Source organism: Limnohabitans sp. MMS-10A-192 (assembly GCF_003063335.1).
GTDB lineage: Bacteria > Pseudomonadota > Gammaproteobacteria > Burkholderiales > Burkholderiaceae_C > Limnohabitans_A.
The window spans coordinates 425891-446460 of record NZ_NERX01000001.1 but is presented as its reverse complement, the minus strand read 5'-3'; the positions used below and the strand labels follow the sequence as shown (position 1 = coordinate 446460).

The window sequence follows — 20570 nt, the reverse complement described above, 5'->3', positions numbered from 1 at the left end:
CCCCATGACCACGCCAGAAGACACCACGACCGCATCTGCCACCGCGCCCGCAGAGGCCCCTTTCATGCGCACCATCAAAACCTATGTGCTGCGCGCCGGGCGCATGGGCTCGGGCCAAGTGCGGGCGTTTGAGCAGTTCGGACCGCAATTCCTCGTGCCCTACAGCGCCGAGCGGCTCGATGTGCAGGGCGCCTTTGGGCGCACTGCACCACTGATTTTGGAAATCGGTTTTGGCATGGGCGACGCCACCGCCAAGATCGCGCAAGTGCGCCCGGATGACAACTTTTTGTGCTGCGAAGTGCACGAGCCGGGTGTGGGCGCTTTGCTCAAGCGCTGCGGCGAAGAGCAGATCGAGAACATCCGCATCGTGCGCCACGACGCCATCGAGGTCATGGACCACATGCTGGGCACGGACAGCCTGGACGGCGTGCACATCTTTTTCCCGGACCCTTGGCACAAAAGCCGCCACCACAAGCGCCGCCTGATCCAGTCGCCCTTCATTCAGCGCTTGGCCCAGCACATCAAGCCCGGCGGTTACCTGCACTTGGCCACCGACTGGCAGCCTTATTCCGAGCAAATGATGGGGGTGCTGCGCGCCGAGCCCTTGCTGGTCAACACCAGCACTGCCGCCGACGGCTTTGCAACAAAACCTGACTACCGGCCTTTGACCAAGTTTGAAAACCGGGGCCTGAAACTCGGCCACGGCGTGTGGGATCTGGTGTTCCGCCGGGTCTGACATGAACGCATCAGGGCACACCGTTCAGCTGCCCATGCGCGATGGCGTGAGCGCCAGTGTGGTGTCGGTACCCGCAGGCCACTGGCCCAGCGTGCTCGATTTTTTGGCCCAGCGCATGCCCGGCATCGCCCGCAGTGAGTGGGCCGATCGCTTGCAACAAGGCCTGGTGCTGCACCCCAACGGAAAATGCGCACTGCCAAACCAAGCCTGCCAGCCGGGCGAGCGCCTTTACTACTACCGCAACCTGGCCGATGAACCCGTCTTGCCCGTGCAAGCGCACATCGTGTTCGAAGACGATCACTTGCTGGTGGCCGACAAACCGCACTTCATGCCCGTGACGCCTTCGGGCCGGTATGTGCAGCAAAGCCTGCTGGTGCAACTCAAGCGCCTGACGGGCTGCGCCGATTTGGTGCCGCTGCACCGCATTGACCGAGAAACCGCTGGCCTGGTGCTGCTGGGCAAACGCCTGCAAGACCGCGACGCCTACCACGCGCTGTTTCGGGACAAAGACATCCACAAGATTTACCACGCGGTCGCTGCTGCGCCGCTGGGCCGTGATTTACCGTCCGTTTACGCCAGCCGTCTGGTGCCCGGCGAGCCGTTTTTCAGAACGCAAGAAGTGCCTGGACAGGCCAACAGCGAAACCCGCATCCGTGTTCTCAAAACCGAGGGGGCTCGGGCGCTGTACCAACTCGAACCCATCACCGGCAAACGCCACCAGCTGCGGGTGCACATGAACGCTTTGGGCATGCCCATCGAGGGCGACTTGTTTTACCCCACAGTGCTGCGAGGACCGGATGCGCCGGAAGACTTCAGCCAACCCTTGCAGCTGCTGGCCCAGTCGGTGCAGTTCACCGACCCGCACACGGGACAAGCCCGTGTGTTTGAAAGCCAGCTGCAGCTCACGCTGTGAATCAGCCTTTGATTTCGGTGGCCGTGATCGTGTACTTGAACGCGTCGGGCGTGTAAGAGTCCAAACGGCCTTCTGCCGTTTCGGCCACGGGGTACATCAAGAAATTGACAGGCCCGCCCTTGGCACCCGGCAGGCTCACATCGTGCGATGTGTTCCAGGCCATCCAGTTGCCTTCCCAGCCGCCAAACAGGTGTTTGTACACCGGGGCCACCACGGGGTGGTTGGTCTTCTTGATCCACTCGGCGGTTTCCAGGCGCATGACCTTGGCCACATCGGCCGGATCCATGGCCACCCAGCCGTAGGCTTGCAAATACACCTCGGCGCGGCAATGCTGCGCGCCCTTCAGGCTGGCCGGATTACCAGACAGTTCTTTGTAGCCAAACGCCGACGGGGCCAAACGGATGCCATACACATCGCGTGCAGGCAGGCCCACGGCGCGGCACAGGCCCACAAACAAGGCGTTCAGGTCGGCGCACTTGCCGCCCAAGTTGCCGGTCTCCAGCATGGTCTTGATGTCGCCCTCGCCACAGCCGCGTGTCTTGGGGTCGCGGAAAGCATTGCTCACCACCCAGTCGTAAATGGCGCGGGCTTTTTGCTCGTCGGTTTTGGCCCCCTTGGTGGCGGCCAGCGCGGTGGTGCGCACGATGCCATCGATGGGCAACATCTGGGTGGCACGGGTGTAGTGGCGCAGCGTATCGGCCGCCTCAACGGTAAAGCTGCGGCCCGGGGTCAACTCGGCCGCGCGGTTTTGGGTTTGCACGCGGCTGGTGATCTCGATCACCGGACGCACACCAGCGGCGAACTCGGCCGTCACAAAGCGCGCGCCTTCAACCAAGTCGCTGCCCATGCGGGTGTTGCCGTTGCTGCTGAAACGGGTGTCCAGCGAATGCTGCCAGTCGGTGTTGACGCTTGGCACGGGCAGCCAAACGCGAGTGGCCCCCTGGGGGTCGGCGATTTCGACACGGGTGGTCACATCAAAGGTGCGCCAGGTGCCCACTTCGGGGGCAAAACGGCGTTCAGCCGGGGCCGTGGTTTGGGCGTGCAACCAAGTGGGTGCAGCGATCATGGCGCCCAGAGCGGCGCCTCCTTTGAGCAAAGAGCGGCGAGCGGTGGTCATGGAAAAGAACTCCGAAATTGGGATGAGACCTGTCGGCACACACAAGGCGCTGAACAGCGCCAATGCCCCGAAGGCAGGTCGCCCGGCACAAGGCGTGCGGGCCCGGCGATTATGACCGACCGCGTCGGCCTGTTTAAACGGGTACGGGCACCAGAGGTTTACTTGGAGCCCGACTTGGGTGTCGCGGGCAGGGCTTGCAACTCCTTCAACCAAGCCCGAGCGATGGGACCATTCCAATCCAGGTCGCCCACCACACGCCAACGCGCCCGGCCATCGGGCCCGATCAAGACCGTGGTCGGGTAAATGCGCACACCCCACTGCCGCGTCAAATCGCCTTGAGGGTCCAGCACCACCGGCAAATCCAGGTGCTGCGCCGCCAAGAATCGGCGTACCGTACTGGGCATTTCTTTGACATTGATACCGATCACGACCGCTGGACTCGCGTCGCTTGGGCCTTGGTTTGGGTCTTTGTGCAAGGCCTGCAAAGAGGGCATTTCCTCTTTGCATGGACCGCACCAGGTGGCCCAGAAGTTGAGCACCACCACCCGGCCTTTCAGCCCAGCGCTGGTCCAGCGATGGCCATGAAGGTCGACCATGTCGATGGCAGGCGTGGCCTGCGTTCGTGGCCAGGGGGTTTTGTCAAACTGGGCATGCGCCAAGCCCTGCCCAAACCAAGCCAGCACAGCCAGGCACAGGCGCAAGAAAAAGCGGCGTCCGTTTTTCAACATGACGCCGCCTGTAGCTTGAAAAAGAGTTTCAAGCCGGACCCCGGTCAGAGCCGTTCAGTCACCCAAGCCTGCACACTGGCCATGGCATCAGGCAAAGCTGCTGGGTTGGTGCCACCGGCCATGGCCATGTCGGGCTTGCCGCCGCCTTTGCCGCCCACTTGCGCCGCCACAAAGCTGGCCAGCTCACCGGCTTTGACTTTGCCCACGGTGTCGGCGGTCACGCCCGCAGCAATCTGCACCTTCTCACCGTCCACGGCCGTGAGCACGATCACGGCGCTTTTCATCTTGTCCTTGAGCTTGTCCATGGTGTCGCGCAGGGTCTTGGCGTCGGCCCCTTCCAACTTGGCCACCAAGAGCTTGATGCCTTTGACATCCACCGCTTGGGTCAGCAGCTCGTCGCCTTGGGCAGAAGCCAGCTTGCCTTTGGCAGCGGACAATTCTTTTTCCAGCGCCTTGACCTGGTCCAGCACCTGTTGGATGCGTGCGTTCAATTCGGCTGGTTGGGCCTTGAGCGTGCCTGCGGCTTGCGTGACGGTGTCTTCGAGCGACTGCAGATAGGCCAAAGCATTGGCGCCGGTGACCGCTTCGATGCGGCGCACGCCTGCGGCCACGCCTCCTTCGCTCACGATCTTGAACAGGCCAATGTCGCCTGTGGCTTTGACGTGGGTACCGCCGCACAGTTCTCGGCTGGAGCCGATGTCGAGCACGCGCACAGTCTCGCCGTACTTCTCGCCAAACAACATCATGGCACCGGTCTTTTGAGCGCTTTCGATGTCCATCACTCGCGCTTGCGCAGCGGCGTTGGCCAAAATTTCAGCGTTGACTTGGGCTTCGATCTGACGGATTTCGGCATCGGTCACGGGCGCGTTGTGCGCAAAGTCAAAACGGGTGCGCTCGGCATTGACCAAGCTGCCTTTTTGCTGCACATGGCTGCCCAGCACTTCGCGCAAAGCTTTGTGCATCAAGTGCGTGGCGCTGTGGTTGCGCACGGTGGCGGCACGCAGGCCCAAGTCCACATGGGCTTGCACCGCGTCGCCCACTTTCAGGCTGCCAGACTTCACTTCACCGTGGTGGCCAAACACATCGGCCTTGATCTTGAGCGTATCCAACACGTTGAACTGGCCGCCCGCGTTGTGGACCATGCCCTGGTCGCCAACCTGGCCGCCCGACTCAGCGTAGAAAGGTGTCGTGTCGAGCACCACCACGCCGGCTTGGCCAACTTTCAGTTCATTCACAGCATTGCCGTCGGCGTACAAAGCCAACACTTTGGCGTTGGCCGTCAGGCCCTCGTAGCCCACAAAGTCGTTGCCAGCGCCGGTGTAATCCAGCGCCTTGTCCATCTTGAACTTGCCAGCCGCGCGGGCCTGGGCCTTTTGCTTTTCCATGGCGGTGGCAAAACCCGCTTCATCCACGCTCAGGCCACGCTCACGGCAAACATCGGCCGACAAGTCGAGCGGGAAGCCATAGGTGTCGTGCAGCTTGAAGGCGACTTCGCCGGGCAACACTTTCACGCCACCGTCGAGGGCCGCATCCAGAATCTGCATGCCGCTTTGCAAGGTCTCGAAGAAGCGCTCTTCTTCCACACGCAAAACGTCGGCAATGCGCTCGGCCTGATCGGCCATGTTGGGGTAGGCCGCGCCCATGAGCTTGACCAGATCGGGTACCAGCTTGTGGAAGAACGGGGTCTTTTGGCCCAACAAATACCCGTGGCGAATGGCGCGGCGGATGATGCGGCGCTGCACATAGCCCCGACCTTCGTTGCTGGGCACCACGCCATCGCTCACCAAGAACGACGTGGCGCGGATGTGGTCCGCAATCACGCGCAGCGACTTGTTGTTCAGGTCGGTGCAGCCGGTTTCGCGCGATGCGGCTTTGATCAGCGCGTCAAAAATGTCGATCTCGTAGTTGCTGTGAACGTGCTGCAAGATGGCGGCCAAGCGCTCCAAGCCCATGCCGGTGTCCACACAAGGTGCGGGCAGCGGCGTGACGGCACCGGTTTCGTCCATGTTGAACTGCATGAACACGTTGTTCCAGATTTCGATGAAGCGGTCGCCGTCTTCGTCGGGGCTGCCGGGTGGGCCGCCGGGAATGTGTGCACCGTGGTCGTAAAAGATTTCGGAGCAAGGACCGCATGGGCCGGTGTCGGCCATCATCCAGAAGTTGTCAGACTTGTAGCGACCGCCCTTGTTGTCACCGATGCGGATGATGCGGTTTTCTGATTGGATGCGCTCAGGCGTCCAGCCTGCTTTGACAAAAATGCCTTCCCAGATGCCATGGGCCTCGTCGTCTTCCATGTAGACGGTGGCGTACAGCTTGTCGGCGGGCAGCTTGTAGACCTGGGTCAGCAGCTCCCAAGCCCACTCCAGCGACTCGCGCTTGAAATAGTCGCCAAACGACCAGTTGCCCAGCATCTCAAAAAAGGTGTGATGGCGGGCGGTGTAGCCCACGTTTTCCAGGTCGTTGTGCTTGCCACCGGCGCGCAGGCAAGCTTGCACGGACGCGGCGCGCACATAAGAGCGCTTGTCAGAGCCCAGAAACACGTCCTTGAACTGGACCATGCCCGAGTTCGTGAACATCAAGGTGGGGTCGTTGCCGGGCACCAGAGGGCTTGACGCCACCACGGTGTGGCCCTTGGACTCAAAAAAGTCCAAAAAGGTCTTGCGGATGTCGGCGACAGAAATAACGGGTTGGCTCATGGTCTTTACAGCTTTCAAGTGCAACCGGCGATTATAAGTTTGCGCCCGAATGTCCCCGCACCTTCGCCTGAGGCCCGTAGTCTTTGCGACAGTGTCCTCGGCCCAGCTGCGCTAAGCTGGCACCCATGGCACAATTTACTTAACAAGTTAAATAAACCGGAGACCCCATGCACGTGAAGACATCCCCCCTCGCCCAACTCAACGACCCCAGCCTGCTCAAGACAGACGCCCTGATCAACGGCCAATGGGTCGCGGGCAGCAGCCGTTTTGCCGTGACCGACCCGGCCACAGGCGCGCACTTGGCCGACGTGGCCAATCTGGGCCCTGCCGAGGCCGAGCAAGCCATTGCCGCAGCCAACGCTGCCTGGCCCGCCTGGAAAGCCAAAACCGCCAAAGAGCGCAGCATCATCTTGCGCAAGTGGTACGACCTGCTGATGGCAAACCAAGACGACTTGGGCCGCATCATGACCGCCGAGCAAGGCAAGCCCCTGCCCGAGGCCAAAGGCGAAGTGGCCTACGGTGCCAGCTTTGTCGAGTGGTTTGCAGAAGAAGCCAAGCGCATCAACGGTGAGACCCTGCCCCAGTTCGACAACAACCGCCGCCTGCTGGTGCTCAAGCAACCGATTGGCGTGTGCGCGGCCATCACGCCCTGGAACTTCCCGCTGGCCATGATCACCCGCAAGGTGGCCCCAGCTCTGGCTGCGGGCTGCCCGGTCATCATCAAGCCCGCTGAGCTGACACCGCTCACCGCCTTGGCCGCGGCCGAGTTGGCCATCCGTGCAGGCATCCCAGCCGGGGTGCTGAACATGATCACGGCCGACAGCGACAACTCGATTGCCGTGGGCAAGGTGCTGTGCGCGAGCGACGTGGTGCGCCACATCAGCTTCACCGGCTCCACCGAAGTGGGCCGCATCCTGATGGCGCAATCGGCCCCCACGGTGAAAAAAATGTCGCTGGAGCTGGGCGGCAACGCGCCTTTCATCGTGTTTGAAGACGCCGACATCGACAGCGCCGTGGAAGGCGCATTTGCAAGCAAGTACCGCAACGCGGGCCAAACCTGCGTGTGCTCTAACCGCATCTATGTGCAAGAAGCGGTGTACGAAGAGTTCGCCACCAAGTTCGCGGCCAAGGTCCAAACTGCCAAGGTCGGAAACGGCTTTGAGGACGGCGTGAACCAGGGTCCGCTGATCGAGCCTGCCGCACTCGACAAGGTCGAGCGCCATGTGAAAGACGCGATTGCCAAAGGCGGCCGCGTGCTGACCGGAGGCAAACGCCTGAGCGGCCAGTTCTTTGAACCCACGGTGATCGCCGATGCCACGGCCGACATGGTCTGCGCCAAGGAAGAAACCTTCGGCCCGTTTGCACCCATCTTCAAGTTCAAGACCGAACAAGAAGCCATTGACGCGGCCAACAACACCGAGTTTGGCCTGGCCAGCTACTTCTACAGCCGCGACGTGGGCCGCATCTTCCGCGTGAGCGAAGCGCTTGAATACGGCATGGTCGGCATCAACGTGGGCATTTTGGCCACCGAGCATGTGCCTTTTGGCGGCGTCAAGCAGTCCGGCCTGGGCCGCGAAGGTTCACACCACGGCATCGACGACTATGTGGAGATCAAATACCTCTGCATGGGCGACATCCTGAAATGATCGTCTGAAAAGACAAAAGCCGCCCGCAAGACGGACGGCTTTTGATGCATGAGATCCAAGGCACCCAAGGGTGCCTTTTTTCATGACTTCTTGGACAAACCCAAGCGCTCGATGGTGGCGCGCTCGGCCTCGAAAGTGCGCGCACCGTAGCGGGTGTATTCCTCGGTGCCCATGTAAATCACCGGCTGGAAGAAGCGGTCCAGCGTGTCGAGCACCTTGGGGTCTTCCAGTGTTTTCTTGAAGGCATCGTGCAGCACACGCACCACGGCAGGGTCCATGCCCTTGGGGCCGCCAATGCCAAAGGGCGACTCGGTGATGGTGTCCCAGCCGCTTTCCTTGACTGTGGGAATGTCCGGAAAGGCCTTGGTGCGGTTGCGCCCCAAAGTGGCCAGCAAGCGCAACTTGCCCTCTTTGACCAGCGGCGCGAATTCGGTGGTGCCGCTCATGACGCGGATGTGCCCGCCCAAAATGGCTTGCATCAATTCAGCGGAACCTTTGTAGGGGATGTGGTTGAGTTCAATGCCCGCCTTTTGCGAGAACTCTTCAATGGCCAAGTGAGGCGTGGTGCCGGTGCCGGTGCTGCCGTACTCGACTTTGCCCGGGTTGGCCTTGGCATACGCCACCATTTCCTTGAGGGTCTTGAACGGCGCATCCATGGTGGCCACCAAGCCAAAGGTGTAGCCCGTCAGGCAAGCGATGTGCGTCAGGTCCTTGACCGGATCAAACGGCATCTTTTGCATGTGAGGCAATCGGTACACGCCCAGCGGCAGCTGCGTGAGGGTGTAGCCATCAGGCCGGGCGTTGACCATGGCCGTAGCGCCCAAGGTACCGCCAGCACCGGGCCGGTTGTCCACGATGACCGACACGCCCAGGACGCGCGAGGCACTCTCGGCAAAAGCACGCATGACCGCATCACTGCTGCCACCGGGCGGCCAGGGTGCAATCAGGGTGATGGCTTTGCTGGGGAATTTGTCTTGTGCCCAAGCTGGCGCGCTGATCAGCGCAGGAGCACTCATGCCAGCCAAGATGCCGGCCATGCCTTGCAAGGCTTTACGCCGTTGTGCATCGGTAGTTTTGTTCAGGGTCTGGAGATCAATGGTCATGTTCAAAAACTTCGGTTGTGCAGAAAAGTCCAAGTTACGCGAAGTACAAGCGGACGTCCACCGGGTAAGCCTGCACATCGCTTGAAATTCGTCACACGTGAGACTGTTCCGCGCACAAACCAGGCACTTGGGGACAACGTACAATCGAGCAATCGCGGGTGTCGTTCAATGGTAGGACTCTTGCTTCCCAAGCAAATAACGTGGGTTCGATTCCCATCACCCGCTCAAGTTCCATGAAGGCCCCGCAAGGGGCCTTCGGCATTTCCGAAACAGACAACGCCCTCACCATGAACATCATCGTCAACGAAGAACTCAAGGCCTACATCGACCCCTTGACGCCCGATGAGCACAAAGCACTGGAGCGCAGCATCCTGGCAGAGGGTTGCCGAGATGCCCTTGTTTTGTGGGGTGATGTGCTGGTGGATGGGCACAACCGGTACGGCATCTGCAAAAAGTACGGCCTGCCCTTTCAGACGGTGCAGCACACAAAGTTCAGATCCATGGAGGATGTGCATCTGTGGATGATTGACCAGCACCTGGGACGGCGCAGTGTCTCTGACTTCCAGCGCGGCGTGCTGGCTTTGCGCAAACGCGAAATCCTCGAAGAGCGCCGAGCTGCAGTGGTTGCTGAAAATGGCGCTTTTGTCCGAGACAGCTTGTCTGAATCCACTGACGTGGAAGCGTTGAAGAACCGCACCGACATCGCCAAAGTCGCACGCCTGAGCAGCATGCAGGTCATGCAAATCGAAAAGATCCAAAAGCAAGCCGCGCCTGAAGTGGTTGCAGCAGTCAAAGCAGGCGACATTTCCATCAATGCTGCCGCAGCAGTGGCCACGTTGCCTCTTGAGGAACAAAAAAATGCAGCGTTGGCCGGCAAGGACAATCTCAAACAAGTGGCCAAGCGCGTGCGCGATGTCAAACGGGCCAATGCCATGGCCATACCCGTGCTGTCCGAGGCTGAGCCAAGTGCAACAACTGAAGCCCCATCCATCCATGGCCTTCAAGAACAGGTGATAGCCTTGAGGGCCGAAAACCATCAACTGCGCCAACTGGTCGCACAACTACAAGCCCAACTCAGGCATTGAGCGCGAACAATTTAAAAGGCCCCATCATTGGGGCCTTTAATTTGTCTTGCAATCTCCGGGTTTCAATATTCTCCGGGAACTTCCTTGAGCAGCAAGGCTCGGGGCTCACCATCTGGCCAATAAATCTTTTGGCCTTGAAAGAACATCTGCATGGACACGATCTTGTCGATGTGCAAATGCCAAGGGGATTTCCCCAAAATAGTTTTTGATTCTTGAGCCTTGAGCGTCAGGGGTGTTTTGTTGCCTGCACCATCGATGATGCACATCGACAAGTCTTCCAAAGCCACAAAATGAACACTGTTTCCCGCTTTGGACGGTTGACTTGGGGTGACTGTGGTCTGCGACACTTGGCTGTCACACAATGTTTCTGCGACAGATGCGGCCATTTCTGTGGTCTGTGACACCACATGGGCTGGTGGCACTTCTGATGGGGTCGAATCCGGTGACTTGGCGTCTACAGCTACGGGTGTTGGTGCCGGAGCAGAGAACGTTTCAAAGATTTTTTGAGATTGGAACCAAGCTGTAACGGCTTGACCATAAAAACCAACGGCACCCGCAAGCCACAAAGCAGCAAAAAGGGCAGTAGCCCATTTCCACGAGAAGAAACGCTCACCAGACGATAGTTCTCTGGCTTGCGATTGCTTCTTCAGTAAGTCAGCCAAATCGTCCAGTATCTGTAAATCTGGCAACCCTCCCTTGGAATGCTTTGCAGGCAGCGCCTGATTACCCCAGAGCGTTTTGGCATCTGCACCCAACACTTGCGCAAGTTTGGATGCTGCTTTTTCCTTGATGGCTACGGTGTAAAACAAGGAGCGTCCGCCAAGGGTCAATTCACCGGACTCCAACTCAAACACTTGCCCAGATGACAAATTAACAAGCCTAGCCACTTCTGCGACATCCAAGTTCTGAGCCTCTCGCAGGCTGCGCAGCAAGTCGCCCCGCGACCGATCAGAAGATGGGTTATTCATACCAAGAAGTTGACTCAATAAATCATGATTGCTTAATATTTTAATATAAACGATATATAAAAATATTTCAATGGGTATTTATTAATCATTTAATGCATTGGAACCATGAAAAAAGCCGCGATATACGCGGCTTTTGTCAAATCAAAACAAACGGCAGGTCAGAACATCAGCTTCACACCCGTCTTGCTTTGCAGCAACTCGGGCGTCACGCCCGGTGCCAACTCAACCACCTTCAGGCCGGCATCGGTCACGTCCATCACAGCCAAGTCGGTGATGATGCGGTCGACCACGCCCACGCCCGTCAAAGGCAAGGTGCAGCTGGGCAAAATCTTCAGGTCTTCGGTGCCGTCTTTTTTCTTGGCAACGTGTTCCATCAAGATGATCACGCGCTTGACACCTGCCACCAGGTCCATCGCGCCGCCCATGCCCTTGACCATCTTGCCGGGGATCATCCAGTTGGCCAGATCGCCCTTTTCGCTCACCTGCATCGCGCCCAGGATCGACAGGTTGATCTTGCCGCCACGGATCATGGCAAACGACTGCTCGCTGCCAAAAATCGATGAGCCCTTGATGGTCGTCACCGTTTGCTTGCCCGCGTTGATCAGGTCGGCATCGACCTCGTCTTCGTTCGGGAAAGGGCCAATGCCCAGCATGCCGTTTTCACTTTGCAGCCAAACTTCTTTGTCTGCAGGCACAAAGTTGGCCACCAGCGTAGGGATGCCGATGCCCAGGTTCACATAGAAACCGTCTTCCAGTTCGTGGGCCGCACGGGCGGCCATTTGGTCTTGACTCCAGCTCATATCAGACTCCTGCTTTCTCGGTGATCGTGCGTTTTTCGATGCGCTTTTCGGGGTGCTGGTTCAGCACAATGCGGTGCACATAAATGCCCGGCAGGTGCACGCTGTCGGGGTGCATCTCGCCGGTTTCGACGATCTCTTCGACCTCGACCACGCAGATCTTGCCCGCCATGGCCACAGCCGGGTTGAAGTTGCGCGAGGTGTAGCGGAACTGCAGGTTGCCAGACTTGTCGGCGCGGTGCGCCTTGACCAACGACACGTCGGGCACCAAAGAGCGCTCCATCACATAGGTCTCGCCGTCAAACTCGCGCAGCTCTTTGCCTTCGGCCACCAATGTGCCCACACCGGTCTTGGTGAAGAAAGCCGGGATGCCCGCGCCGCCCGCACGCAGCTTCTCGGCCAGCGTGCCTTGGGGTGTGAACTCCAGAGCCAGTTCGCCAGCCAAATACTGACGCTCGAACTCTTTGTTTTCGCCCACATAAGAAGAAATCATCTTCTTGATCTGGCGGGTCTGCAGCAAGATGCCCAGACCAAAGTCGTCCACGCCCGCGTTGTTGGAAATCGCGGTCAGGTTCTGCACGCCGCTGTCCTTGAGCGCAGCGATCAGGGCTTCGGGGATGCCGCACAAGCCAAAACCGCCCACACCAATGAGTTGCCCGTCAGCCACGATGCCCTTCAAGGCCTCGGCTGCGGAAGGAAAAATCTTGTTCACACCAGTCTCCAGTAGAGGATGAAAACGCTACGATACTACGTAATCAATTACGTAGTTTTTCGTAATGGTGTGCCCTGATGCCCAATACCTCCACCACTGCCAACGACATCGATTACCGCCTCGCCTTTGACTTGGCCCCCATCGGCATGGTGCTTTCGCGCAACCGCACCATCGTCGACTGCAACCAGCGCGTGTGCGAGATGTTTGGCGTGCCGCGAGAACAACTGATTGGCCAGACCTTTCAGCTGCTCTACCCCAGCGCCGACGAGTACGAGCGCACCGGCCAGCGCATCAGTCCCATTCTGAATACCAAGGGCGTATACGCCGACGACCGCGTGATGAAGCGCGTGGACGGCCGCTTCAAAGGCGAGACTTTTTGGTGCCATGTGACCGGACGAGCGCTCAACCGAGACGCCCCGCACGAAGCGGGCATCTGGACTTTTGAAGACCTGTCGGAGCGCAAACCCGTCAAGGCCGAACTCACCGCCCGCGAACGCGAAGTCGCCGCCCACCTGATGGACGGCCTGACCAGCAAAGAGATCGGTCGAGCTCTTGGGATCAGCCACCGCACAGTGGAGATTTACCGCGTCAAGCTGATGCGCAAATACGAGGCCTCAGGGGCTGCGGATTTGATTCAGAAGCTAATGCGGGGGTGAACATTTAAATGCTCAGGCACGGGACAAACCCGCCACCCGCCGCAGATGCTGCGCCACCCCGCCAAACTGCTGTTCGATCACCGTGAGCCGCTTGAAGCCGTGGCCCACAGCCAACTCGTCGGTCATGCCCATGCCGCCGTGCAACTGCACCGCGCCCTGCCCCACCAGGCGGGCCGCACGCAGCACCGTCACATGGGCCGATGACACCCGCTCGGCGCGGTGCTCCGGGCTGTCACCCGCCACATCGGCACAAGCCCCTACTGCAGCAGCGGCTTGCACCAAGGCCATGTACATGTCGGCCATACGGTGTTGCAAAGCTTGAAAGGCAGCCAAGGGCTGGCCAAACTGTTTGCGCTGGCTGGTGTAGTTGAGCGTGTCGCGCATCAAGGCCTGCATCACGCCCACGGCCTCGGCACCTGCGGCCAGCGTGGCCGTGTCCCAAGCTTGCATGAGTGCGGACAGCGCATCGCCCTGGCCCAAGACGGCCTGCACGGGCGATTGGTCAAAGGCCAACTCTGCCGCCCAAGCACCGTCGATCAGACGCAGATCGCGCCGCTGCACGGCACTCGCTGCGGGGTCGATCAAGCAGATGCGCAAATGGCCCGCTTCGTCTTTCGCGCTCACCAGCCAATTTGTGGCCCCGCTTGCGCCGCGCACCAAAGCTTTGTGCCCGCTGATGTGCATCTGGCCGTTCGCGTTGTGCAAGCGGGTCTGCACCCGGCTCAAGTCAGTCCGCCCTGTAGGCTCCAGTGCCGCCACGGCCAAGCGCACTTGGCCGTCGGCCAGGCCTTGGAGCAAAGCATCGGCTGCCGGGTCGCACAGCGCTTGGAGCAAGGTCGCGCCCAGCACAGCGGTGCTGCTGTAGGGTTCGGCCACCAAGGCCGCGCCCAGGGCCTGGCAGATCAGCATCTGCTCGGGCAAACCACCGCCCATGCCGCCCAAGTGTTCGGGCAGTGCCGCGCCCAAAAGGCCCAGCTCACGGGTGAGGCCTTGCCACAGCGGCGCAATCGCCTCAGGTGTGGCGATCATCTGTGCACGTTTGTCGAAGGGCAATTTGTCTTGCAGCCAGCCTTGCAAACTGGCCAGCAGCATGGCCTGCGTTTCGTCGGTGGGCACCACTGGCTCCACCACCTCAGCGCCCAAAATGTGGCGGGCGATCAAGTTGCGCTGAACTTCGTTGGTACCGCCATAAATCGAGGCCGCGCGGTCGTTCAAATACGCACGGGTGGCGAACACCGACTCTTCGGGCACTGGCAGCCCGTGGGCGCTGGCCTCCTCAATAGTGAGGCTGGTGGCGCCGTAAGGGCCTGCAATGTCCAGTCCCAACTCGGTCAGGTGTTGCTTGAGCTCGGTGGCCAGCACCTTGCCCATGGACGGCGCAGCCGGCAGCCAGAAAGGCGGCGCGCCGCCGCCGATGCGCGCCGTGAGCACCTGTTGTTCCCAAGCGTGCAAGGCGTCGATATGGCACTGCGCATTGGCCAAGGTCAAGGCAATGTCTTCTTGCTCGGAGTCTGCGTGTCCTGATGCAAACGCCTCGCGCAAGGACTCGTGCAGCCGGGCCAACCGCCCCCGCAAGAACGGCGCAGACGAGCCACCCCGCTCATGCTCCAACAAGAATTTGGCAATCGTCCAGCCTTGGTTTTCTTCGCCAATCAGCGCGTCAGCGGGCACGCGGGCTTCGTCAAAAAAGACCTGGTTGAACTCGTGGTCGCCCGAGATGCTGATGATCGGCCTGATCTGGATGCCCGGGTTGTTCAGCTCGAACATCAGGAAGCTGATGCCTTGCTGCGGTTTGCCGCTGCTGTCGGTGCGCACCAAGCAAAACATGTGCGTGGCGCGGTGGGCGTGGGTGGTCCAAATTTTGGAGCCGTTGATCACCCATTCGTTCCCTTCGCGGCGGGCACGGCATTGCAGCGAGGCCAGGTCGGAGCCGGAGCCCGGCTCGCTGTAGCCTTGGCACCAGTAGCTCACGCCGTTGCGCAAGTCGGGCAGCCAGCGCTCTTTTTGGGCCTGCGTGCCAAACGCCACCAGCACGGGCGCGGCCATGACGAGCCCCAGGGGCGAGACCTTGGGGGCATCGGCCGCCGCCATCTCGCTGGCAAAAATGTCGTGTTGCCTCGGTGTCCAGCCGCAGCCACCCCACTCCACCGGCCAGTGCGGCGCAGCCCAGCCGCGCTTGGCCAAAATACGCTGCCACGGAATGCCGGCTTCGTAGTCCGAAAAAATGCCCGAGGTGCGACGCCCGCCCAAGCGGATATCGTCGGTCAGCTCAGCGGCCAAAAAGGCGCGCACCTCGTCGCGAAAAGCCAGCTCTTCTTTGCTCAAGTTCATGGGGTGTTCACTCAAAGAGTCAGTCGCCATCGCACGATGGCAACTGGATAAAAACGATCAGAAACCGACGTAACGCACAAAGTTGGCTTCGTCTTCGCGCACCGACTTGACGGTGTTGGCCACAAAGTCTTCGTCCGGGTAGCCCAAAGCGATGCAGATCATGATGTTCTGGTCGTCCGGAATGCCCGCATGCTCGCGCACCACGGCCGACTGCATGATGCCCTGCCCGTTGATCACGGTGCCCAGGCCCCGCTCCCAGGCGGCCAGCACGATGGCGTGCGACAAAGCCCCCAGGTCAAACTGGCTGATGGCCGCAGGTTCGAGGTATTTGTCGTAGGTCAGCACCAGCGACACAGGCGCGTCGAACTGGCGGAAACCGCGCATCACCCAATCGGTGCGGCGTTCTTTGTCATCACGGGCAATGCCCATGGCGTCAAACAATTGAATCGCGATGTCGACCTGGCGCTTGCGGTGGATGCCCTCGTAGGCCTCTTTCATCGGAAAGTCGCGCTTGGGCGGCACGCCCTTGACCATGTTTTCGGTGTTGCCCCGGCGGATGCGCTCGAGTGGCTCACCGGTGACCACATGCACATGCCAGGGCTGTGTGTTCATCGACGAGGGTGACCATTTGGCCACCGCGAGGATGTCTTCGATCACCTCGCGAGGAACGGGTTTTTGTTGGTAACCGCGAACGCTTTTGCGGGCCTTGATGAGTTCTGAGAATTCCATGCATTGTCTCCTCATCCGAAGATGAGGGAAAAGCACTGAACCGTCAATGCAAGCGTGATGCCTAGGTTACTCAAGCCATCAAGACTTGGGCTCGATAACCTCTGTGGCGCAGCGGAACGCGTCAATCGCTGTCGGAAACCCACAGTACACGGTGGCGTGCAGCATGAGTTCGCGGATTTCCTCCGGGGTGGCACCGTTGGTCAACGCGCCGCGAATGTGGGCTTTGAGTTCTTGCTGTTTGCCTTGGGCAGTGAGCATGGCCACGGTGATCAGGCTGCGGGTTTTGAGGTCAAGCCCCGGACGCTGCCAGACATTGCCCCAGGCGTTGCGCGTGATGAACTCTTGCATGGGCTGGGTGAACTCGGTCGCGCCGCCCAGGGCACGTTCGACGTAATCGGTGCCCACGACTTGGCTGCGGGTGGCCAAGCCGTTTTGGAAATCGGCATCGGTTGGCCATTCAAGCGGCGCTGAATGGGCAGCTGGGGTGTTCAAATCGGTCATGGTGAAACTCCATTTGGTGGAAAATGAGTCAAGCATAAACATTTTGAAACCCTTGACGAGCACACCCATGACAACACGCTACCCCGCCCCCGAAATCAATGATTTGCCCGAAGACATCAAAGCCAAAGTGCTCGAAGTCCAGGAAAAAGCCGGTTTTGTGCCCAATGTGTTTTTGGCGTTTGCCCGCCGCCCGGCCGAGTGGCGCGCTTTCTTTGCCTACCACGACGCCCTGATGGTGCCCGAGTCGGTGGGGCGCGAGAGTGGCCTGACCAAGGGCGAGCGCGAGATGATCGTGACCACCACCAGCGCCGCCAACCACTGCCTGTATTGCGTGGTGGCGCATGGGGCCATCTTGCGCATTTACGAAAAGAAACCCTTGGTGGCTGACCAGGTGGCCATCAACCACCGCAAGGCCGACATCAGCCCGCGCCAACGCGCCATGCTCGACTTTGCGCTCAAGGTCTGCAACCACTCCGATGAGGTGGAAGACGCCGACTTTGCCGCCCTGCACGCACACGGCTTCAACGACGAGGACATCTGGGACATCGCAGCCATCACCGCTTTCTTTGGTCTGTCTAACCGCATGGCCAGCTTCAGCGGCATGATGCCCAACCCCGAGTTTTATTTGATGGGTCGTGCCCCCAAGGCCAAGCCTGCGGCTTGAAGGGCCTGTTGTCACCCGCGACTAGATCGGCGAGCATGGCCTTTGACTGACATGGATACCCGGTCAAGCCGGGTATGACATCGAAGGGGCGCTTGTGCGTGCGTGGATACCCCGTCAAACCGGGCATGGCGTTGAAAGCTTGTCACCCCCGACTTGATCGGGGGTCCATGCCTGGCTTGCCAGCAAGGCCCAGGCCATTTGGGTGAGTGCATCTTCAAACGCAGGGCTGCCCAGCAGCGGTGACTTTTCGAGGCTGGCGCTGCGCAAAGTCCCGATCACCGAGCGCGTCAGCACAAACATCTGCGCGGCGCTGGGGGTTTGCAGCGCGGGGTGGGCAATCCGTTCGAAAAAGATCGCCAAGCGGTCTGCCACTTGGCGCACCGCGTTGGCGGTTTCGTCGGGTTGCTCCAGTGTCCAGCCCAGTCGGATCAGGGTCTGGCTCAGGCCTTTGCCCTTGGCAAAACCCTGCAACAAGATGTGGATGGCTTTGCCCAACAGTTCACGGCCATCCATGTGCTGAACATCGGCACAGGTTTCCAGTTCGCGCAAATACCCCTCCAGCTCTTGCAACACCAGATCTTGCCCGCGCGCGGACATGGCGCGCACCAGCATTTCCTTGCTGGGAAAGTACTGGTAAAGCGTGCCAATCGAAAAACCGGCGACGGCAGCCACCTTGTTGGTGGTCAAACCGGCCTCGCCCTCCTTGTCCAAAATCTGAGCAGCGGCTTTAAAAAGGGTTTGAATCGTCTGCTGCGCTCGCGCCTGCGTCGGCTGGCGACGCCCGGCGGGCGGTGCTTGTGGCTTGCTGGCGTGTCTGGAAGATGGCATGGCAATGGCCTTGAGAATATCTGAGCGGATTGCGAGTTGTGCAGCGCCCGAAAAGCTGAATAATGCTCATATTCTGCTCGATCACGGAAACCACACCATGCAAGCCAAACCAAACACCGCACAGGCCCCCACCGACTTGACCGTCCGCAGACTTTCCGTGGACCTGTCCAAAGGCTTTTCGCGCCATTGGAATGGCGGCGACGCGTTTTTGACGGCGTACACCAATGCCCTGTCGATGAGCTTCCCGGTGGGCGAACAGTCCTTCATTGATGCGGTGAAAAACGGCGCCAAAGCCTTGCCCGACACCCCCGAAAATGAGGACCTCAAAAGTGTCGCCAAAGGCTTCATCGGCCAGGAGGCCACGCACCGCCATCTGCACGGCCTGTACAACGCCCACCTTGAAAAGCAAGGCTTGGTCAACCACTGGGGACCTCGCGCAGAGCGCCGCCTGAAAAAAGGCCGGGAAGAGTTCTTCAGCAAAAGCGCCAAGGGTCACCTGCATGAATTGGCCATCACGGCTGCCTTTGAGCACTTCACATCGATTTTTGGCGACCTGACCCTGGAAAACCTGGACCAACCGGGCGACTGGTTTGCGGGCGCCGAAGAACCCCTCAAAACCCTGTGGCGCTGGCACGCGGCCGAAGAATCCGAGCACAAATGCGTGGCTTTCGACCTGTACCAACGTCTGGGCGGCAACCACGCTTGGCGCATGCGCTGGTTCTGGTACGTCACGATCCAGTTCAGCACCGATGTGTTTCGCCAAACGGTCAACAACCTGTGGCACGACAAAACGCTGTTCAAACCCTCTACATGGTGGTCTGCCAGCAAGTTCCTGTTCGGTCGGCGCGGCATGGTCTGGCGTGTCGCCAAGCCTGTGTGGGAATACACCCGCAAAGACTTTCACCCGATGCAGTTGGGTCACCCCACCCAGGCCAGCGACTGGCTGAACCAGCACGCCAGCCAGTGGACCGCCGTGGGCGCCAAAGCCTGAGCCATCAGGGCCTCAAGGCGTGACCAAGGCCTTGACCCAGTCGGGCAAAGTCACCGATTTTTGCTGGGGGAAATCCACCCAGATCGTGGTGGCCCCGCCTGCCGCAAACACCACGCCCGCTTGATCGGTGCGCTCCAAAGTGCACCAGCTTTCAAAGGTGGTGCGACCGGGGTCGCTCACGTACATCTTGGCCAGGATGTCGCCAGGGTACTCGAACTGTTTGTAGAAATTGCAAAACGCGTTCACGATCACGGGCCCCTGCCCTTGCGGGTTGACCTGACAGCCGATCGCCTCAAACCAGTCGATGCGGATGGTTTCCAGGTAGCGGAAATACACCGTGTTGTTGACATGACCCATCGCGTCCATGTCGCCCCAGCGGATGGGGATCACCATCTGGTGCACAAGTTTTTTGTGCTCTGGCAATTCAAATTTCATGGCGCGACTCCTCAGACCGCGAAGCCATCATCGGCCGAGATCACGGCGCCGTTGATGAAATGGCTCTGGTCGCTGGCCAACATCACCAGCAAGGCATCCAGGTCTTGCGGTTGGCCCACGCGTTTGCGCGGCAGCATGCTGATCAGCTTTTGACCCTGTTCGGTTTCCCAGTGGTGGTGGTTGATCTCGGTGTCGATGTAACCGGGGCAAATTGCGTTGACGTTGATGCCAAAACGGCCCCACTCCACCGCAAAGGCCTTGGTCATCTGGATCACGGCCGCCTTGCTCATGCAGTACACGCCGATTTGCGGCAAGACCTTGAGGCCCGCCATCGAGGCGATGTTGATGACGCGCCCGCCCGTGAAGCTGCCCGGCGCTGCGCCTTTGGCGCGGGCCAGCATGCGTTTACCCACCTCTTGCGCCACAAAGAACGCACCGCGCACATTGGTGTCCATGACGAAGTCGTAATCTTCCTCGCTCACATCCTGAATGCGCTGGGTCGTGCTCACGCCCGAGTTGTTGACGAGAATGTCGATGCTGCCCATCTCGGTCTCGGCATACGCCACAGCGGCGGCAATGCTGTGTTTGTCAGTCACGTCCATCGCCACCACATGGGCGTTGCCGCCTGCGGCCTCGATCTCGGCGCGCAAGTCCTTGAGCTTGTCCACCCGGCGGCTGGCCAGCACCACGCCCGCACCGGCTGCAGCCAGGGTTTTGGCAAACTGGGCGCCCAAACCGCTGGATGCGCCCGTCACCAAGGCCACGCGGCCGGACAAATCGATTTCATACGCCATGACAACTCCTTCAATGTGCACAATTCAGTGGAAACCACAAGTGACGCCATTGTGCGGGGGAACGGCGCTGTAGCCGCATAAAATGAGTCACTCGTCCGACAGACCGTCGGGCATCTGCATTCACAACTTCATCAAGAGAC

At 60.0% G+C, this 20570-nt stretch carries 20 protein-coding genes and 1 tRNA gene; 8 read left to right on the top strand and 13 right to left on the bottom strand.

All coding sequences use genetic code 11. The annotated features are described in order from the left end of the window. The first annotated feature begins 4 nt into the window (after nucleotides 1–4). Nucleotides 5–736, top strand: coding sequence for a tRNA (guanosine(46)-N7)-methyltransferase TrmB (gene trmB, locus B9Z43_RS02280; RefSeq protein ID WP_108322522.1), 732 nt, complete (start codon nucleotides 5–7; stop codon nucleotides 734–736). Nucleotide 737: 1 nt separating this feature from the next. Beyond that, nucleotides 738–1649 carry a pseudouridine synthase gene (locus B9Z43_RS02275; protein ID WP_108322521.1) on the top strand — a complete coding sequence of 304 codons (912 nt, stop codon included), beginning with the start codon at nucleotides 738–740 and terminating at the stop codon, nucleotides 1647–1649. Between the two features lies 1 nt (nucleotide 1650). On the opposite strand, the gene B9Z43_RS02270 is transcribed toward B9Z43_RS02275, so the two are convergent. From B9Z43_RS02270 to alaS, 3 genes are all read right to left on the bottom strand, one after another. Then, nucleotides 1651–2766, bottom strand: a complete 1116-nt coding sequence (locus tag B9Z43_RS02270) for a transglutaminase-like domain-containing protein (protein WP_108322520.1) — start codon at nucleotides 2764–2766, stop codon at nucleotides 1651–1653. Between the two features lie 158 nt (nucleotides 2767–2924). Further along, entirely contained in the window at nucleotides 2925–3494 is a 570-nt protein-coding gene (locus B9Z43_RS02265) for a TlpA disulfide reductase family protein (protein ID WP_108322519.1), read from the bottom strand. Between the two features lie 44 nt (nucleotides 3495–3538). After that, a complete protein-coding gene (alaS, locus tag B9Z43_RS02260; protein WP_108322518.1) occupies nucleotides 3539–6190 on the bottom strand; it encodes an alanine--tRNA ligase in 2652 nt (883 codons plus the stop codon). 167 nt (nucleotides 6191–6357) lie between these two features. Here alaS and B9Z43_RS02255 point away from each other — a divergent pair, with 167 nt between their 5' ends. Beyond that, on the top strand, nucleotides 6358–7836 hold the full coding sequence (locus B9Z43_RS02255; protein WP_108322517.1) for an NAD-dependent succinate-semialdehyde dehydrogenase: 1479 nt from the start codon (nucleotides 6358–6360) through the stop codon (nucleotides 7834–7836). An 80-nt stretch (nucleotides 7837–7916) separates the two neighbouring features. On the opposite strand, the gene B9Z43_RS02250 is transcribed toward B9Z43_RS02255, so the two are convergent. After that, nucleotides 7917–8939 carry a tripartite tricarboxylate transporter substrate binding protein gene (locus tag B9Z43_RS02250; protein WP_108322516.1) on the bottom strand — a complete coding sequence of 341 codons (1023 nt, stop codon included), beginning with the start codon at nucleotides 8937–8939 and terminating at the stop codon, nucleotides 7917–7919. Nucleotides 8940–9093: 154 nt separating this feature from the next. Between B9Z43_RS02250 and B9Z43_RS02245 the strand changes: the two genes are divergently transcribed. Both B9Z43_RS02245 and B9Z43_RS02240 read left to right on the top strand, forming a co-directional pair. Next, nucleotides 9094–9164, top strand: a tRNA-Gly gene (locus B9Z43_RS02245). A gap of 62 nt (nucleotides 9165–9226) precedes the next feature. Next, the gene (locus tag B9Z43_RS02240; protein WP_108323152.1) at nucleotides 9227–10024 is read left to right on the top strand and encodes a plasmid replication/partition related protein; all 798 of its coding nucleotides are present in this window, start codon (nucleotides 9227–9229) and stop codon (nucleotides 10022–10024) included. Between the two features lie 62 nt (nucleotides 10025–10086). Here the strand turns inward: B9Z43_RS02240 and B9Z43_RS02235 are convergent, their stop codons facing one another. From B9Z43_RS02235 to B9Z43_RS02225, 3 genes are all read right to left on the bottom strand, one after another. After that, complete coding sequence (locus B9Z43_RS02235; RefSeq protein ID WP_158270054.1) at nucleotides 10087–10926, bottom strand: hypothetical protein; 840 nt, start codon at nucleotides 10924–10926, stop codon at nucleotides 10087–10089. A gap of 224 nt (nucleotides 10927–11150) precedes the next feature. Continuing rightward, nucleotides 11151–11792 (bottom strand): 3-oxoacid CoA-transferase subunit B, encoded by a 642-nt coding sequence (locus tag B9Z43_RS02230; protein ID WP_108322514.1) that lies wholly within the window; start codon nucleotides 11790–11792, stop codon nucleotides 11151–11153. A gap of 1 nt (nucleotide 11793) precedes the next feature. Then, nucleotides 11794–12501, bottom strand: coding sequence for a CoA transferase subunit A (locus B9Z43_RS02225; protein WP_108322513.1), 708 nt, complete (start codon nucleotides 12499–12501; stop codon nucleotides 11794–11796). A gap of 77 nt (nucleotides 12502–12578) precedes the next feature. Here B9Z43_RS02225 and B9Z43_RS02220 point away from each other — a divergent pair, with 77 nt between their 5' ends. Beyond that, nucleotides 12579–13157 (top strand): PAS and helix-turn-helix domain-containing protein, encoded by a 579-nt coding sequence (locus tag B9Z43_RS02220; RefSeq protein ID WP_108322512.1) that lies wholly within the window; start codon nucleotides 12579–12581, stop codon nucleotides 13155–13157. Between the two features lie 12 nt (nucleotides 13158–13169). On the opposite strand, the gene B9Z43_RS17325 is transcribed toward B9Z43_RS02220, so the two are convergent. From B9Z43_RS17325 to B9Z43_RS02205, 3 genes are all read right to left on the bottom strand, one after another. Next, entirely contained in the window at nucleotides 13170–15488 is a 2319-nt protein-coding gene (locus tag B9Z43_RS17325; RefSeq protein ID WP_108322511.1) for an acyl-CoA dehydrogenase family protein, read from the bottom strand. Between the two features lie 57 nt (nucleotides 15489–15545). Beyond that, a complete protein-coding gene (locus B9Z43_RS02210; RefSeq protein ID WP_108322510.1) occupies nucleotides 15546–16217 on the bottom strand; it encodes a nitroreductase in 672 nt (223 codons plus the stop codon). 78 nt (nucleotides 16218–16295) lie between these two features. Then, entirely contained in the window at nucleotides 16296–16718 is a 423-nt protein-coding gene (locus tag B9Z43_RS02205) for a carboxymuconolactone decarboxylase family protein (RefSeq protein ID WP_108323149.1), read from the bottom strand. Between the two features lie 67 nt (nucleotides 16719–16785). Between B9Z43_RS02205 and B9Z43_RS02200 the strand changes: the two genes are divergently transcribed. Then, entirely contained in the window at nucleotides 16786–17382 is a 597-nt protein-coding gene (locus B9Z43_RS02200; RefSeq protein ID WP_108322509.1) for a peroxidase-related enzyme, read from the top strand. A gap of 114 nt (nucleotides 17383–17496) precedes the next feature. Here the strand turns inward: B9Z43_RS02200 and B9Z43_RS02195 are convergent, their stop codons facing one another. After that, nucleotides 17497–18210, bottom strand: coding sequence for a TetR/AcrR family transcriptional regulator (locus tag B9Z43_RS02195; RefSeq protein ID WP_108322508.1), 714 nt, complete (start codon nucleotides 18208–18210; stop codon nucleotides 17497–17499). 97 nt (nucleotides 18211–18307) lie between these two features. Here B9Z43_RS02195 and B9Z43_RS02190 point away from each other — a divergent pair, with 97 nt between their 5' ends. Further along, complete coding sequence (locus B9Z43_RS02190) at nucleotides 18308–19201, top strand: metal-dependent hydrolase (RefSeq protein ID WP_108322507.1); 894 nt, start codon at nucleotides 18308–18310, stop codon at nucleotides 19199–19201. Between the two features lie 12 nt (nucleotides 19202–19213). Here B9Z43_RS02190 and B9Z43_RS02185 read toward each other — a convergent pair whose 3' ends face one another. Further along, on the bottom strand, nucleotides 19214–19636 hold the full coding sequence (locus tag B9Z43_RS02185; RefSeq protein WP_108322506.1) for a thioesterase family protein: 423 nt from the start codon (nucleotides 19634–19636) through the stop codon (nucleotides 19214–19216). An 11-nt stretch (nucleotides 19637–19647) separates the two neighbouring features. Next, on the bottom strand, nucleotides 19648–20430 hold the full coding sequence (locus B9Z43_RS02180; protein ID WP_108322505.1) for an SDR family oxidoreductase: 783 nt from the start codon (nucleotides 20428–20430) through the stop codon (nucleotides 19648–19650). Nucleotides 20431–20570: the final 140 nt, after the last annotated feature.